Origin of the sequence: Stieleria sp. (assembly GCF_041595215.1) — a bacterium.
Taxonomy (GTDB): domain Bacteria; phylum Planctomycetota; class Planctomycetia; order Pirellulales; family Pirellulaceae; genus Stieleria; species Stieleria magnilauensis.
This window is the reverse complement of sequence record NZ_JBFHKV010001423.1, coordinates 1-1,752: the sequence shown is the minus strand read 5'-3', so window position 1 is coordinate 1,752 and position 1,752 is coordinate 1. Positions and strand designations below refer to the sequence as shown.

1 protein-coding gene is annotated in these 1,752 nt (G+C 63.0%); it reads left to right on the top strand.

Annotated elements, in window-relative coordinates; all coding sequences use genetic code 11:
- Positions 1-433: 433 nt before the first annotated feature.
- Positions 434-1,752, top strand: a 1,319-nt coding sequence (gene gatA / locus ABX749_RS31795) for an Asp-tRNA(Asn)/Glu-tRNA(Gln) amidotransferase subunit GatA (protein WP_372899575.1), incomplete at its 3' end; no start/stop codon positions are given.

Below are 1,752 nucleotides of genomic sequence, written 5' to 3'. Positions count from 1 at the left end.
GTGACGCCGACCCCGACGGGGTCGCAGCGAGATTGCTGCGATCACCTCCGGGATCGTCGACGCGCGTTTTACGCTCTCCCGGCGGTGTTCGCTGCGCTCAAACCGCCGGCTACTTGCTGAGATCCCTATCGGGATCGCCTCCCGGACCTTCCGTGGGCGATTCTAGGCCTGCGCTGCTACTTCTTAATTTCCGTCACTTATACAATCGACGTCCCCCGCAGCGAGCGGGATGCGCCTGAAGGCTGGACACCAACATGCGCTGGTGTGCAGGCTTCAGCCGCCTGATTCGCTGCTTCGCAGCGAGCGGGATGCGCCTGAAGGCTGGACACCAACATGCGCTCGATTCCCCCTTCGATGCCCGGTGGTCGATCGGCGGAGGATGGTCGATAATTCATGACTGTCATCCATCTGGTCGTAACGAGTCATCCCCTTCATGCTTGATTCTGCTTTGGAAGTGCTGCGATTGCAGGCTGCCGGTGAGGCGTCGGCGGTTGAAATCGCCGAACGTGCCCTCGACGCGATCGAGGCGTCTCAGTCGACGCACAACGCTTACACCCACGTCGATCGCGACGCGGCGCTCGCGGCCGCCCAAGCGGTCGATGCCAAGCGTGCCTCCGGACAGCCGCTGGGGGCGCTGGCCGGTGTACCGATCGCCGTCAAAGACGTGTTGTGCACGTCCGATATGCCGACGACCTGCTCGTCGGAAATGCTGCGTGGGTTTCGTCCGCCTTACGATGCGACCGTCGTCGAAAAGCTCCGCGCCGCCGACGCCGTGATCGTCGGCAAGACGAACATGGACGAGTTCGCGATGGGTGCGAGTACCGAAACGAGTGCGTTCGGGATCACCAAGAACCCCTGGGATACCTCACGGACTCCCGGCGGCAGCAGCGGTGGCGCCGCCGCGGCGGTGGCTGCCGGGACCGTTCCGCTCAGTCTGGGCACCGACACCGGAGGCTCCATCCGTCAGCCCGCGGCGTTTTGCGGCGTGACGGGATTGAAGCCGACCTATGGTCGGGTCAGCCGATACGGTTTGGTGGCCTTTGCCAGCAGTTTGGACCAGATCGGCCCGATGGCGTGGTCGGCCGAGGAGTGCGCGTTGTTGATGAACGTGATCGCGGGGTTCGAGCCGCGGGATTCGACGTCGCTCGACCAGGCCGTTCCCGATTTCACCTTGGCGACCGAATCGAACGATCTTCGTGGCATGCGGATCGGGGTGTTGCGTGAATCGTTGCAAGCCGAAGGCATCGACGAATCGATCCGAACCGCGGTCGCGCACGCGATCGGCGTGTTTGCGGAACTGGGCGCCGAGATCGTCGATGTCGATCTGCCGCACCGCGAGTATTGGGTGCCGACCTATTACGTGATCGCGCCGAGCGAAGCGAGCAGCAACCTGTCGCGTTACGACGGGGCACACTATGGACATCGCGCCGGTGAAGAGGCGAAAGATTTGGTGGCGATGTATTGCCGCAGTCGTGCCGAGGGGTTTGGCGCGGAAGTCAAACGCCGCATCATGATCGGGACCTACGCACTGAGCGAAGGGTACGCCGACGAGTACTACAACAAAGCGCTTAAGGTGCGACGGTTGATTCGCGGCGATTATGACGCCGCATTCTCGCAAGTCGATCTGTTGTTGGGACCGGTCACACCGACGCCGGCGTTTCCGCTGGGCGACAAGATTGACGATCCGATCCAGATGTATCTGTGCGATCTGTTCACCGTCGGCGCGAACCTGGCCGGCGTCCCCGCGATCTC